Genomic DNA, 528 nt, shown 5'->3' on the forward strand with positions numbered 1-528 from the left:
CTGGCGGCACGATCACGCTTTCGGTCGGACACCGCGTCGGCGGCGGGATCGAGATCGCTGTCACAGACACAGGCGCCGGAATGCGCCCGGTCGACATCGCGCGCATTCTGGCCACGACGCCGGGCGCGGCCGGTCCAGCGCCAATCCGCATTGCCGGCGGCCACCCGGGCGCCGGGATCGGCCTGCCGCTCGTACGCCAGCTGATCGAAGCGCACGGCGGCGCACTCTCGATCGACAGTGTCGCCGGCCGGGGCACGCGCGTGTCGCTTCTATTCCCGTCGGACCGGGTGGTGCGCCCATGAGGCGATCGCACGTTCTGCTCGCCGGCCTCGCGGTCGCGTCGGCGCTCGGCGCCTTGATCCTCGGGCTGGCCGGGGGCGGCGCCACGGTGATCGCGATCCTGGCGGCGGTCGAGGCAAACCGCACGCTGGCGCTGACGATCTTCGCGGTCTGGGCGCTGCTCGCCAATTGCCTGATCCTGCCGGCCGGGTCGCTGTCGGTGATGGCAGCCGGCGCGCTGTTCGGCAC

Annotated in this window: 2 protein-coding genes; both read left to right on the plus strand. The window is 72.7% G+C overall.

The features are described from left to right. The coding region (locus tag DF185_RS23125) for a sensor histidine kinase (RefSeq protein WP_133250150.1) at positions 1 to 302 on the plus strand (302 nt) is incomplete at its 5' end. Further along, the coding region (locus tag DF185_RS23130) for a hypothetical protein (RefSeq protein WP_133250151.1) at positions 299 to 528 on the plus strand (230 nt) is incomplete at its 3' end. The genes DF185_RS23125 and DF185_RS23130, both read left to right, overlap by 4 nt.

The organism is Marinifilum breve, from assembly GCF_003202155.1.
Taxonomy (GTDB): Bacteria; Bacteroidota; Bacteroidia; order Bacteroidales; family Marinifilaceae; genus Marinifilum; species Marinifilum breve.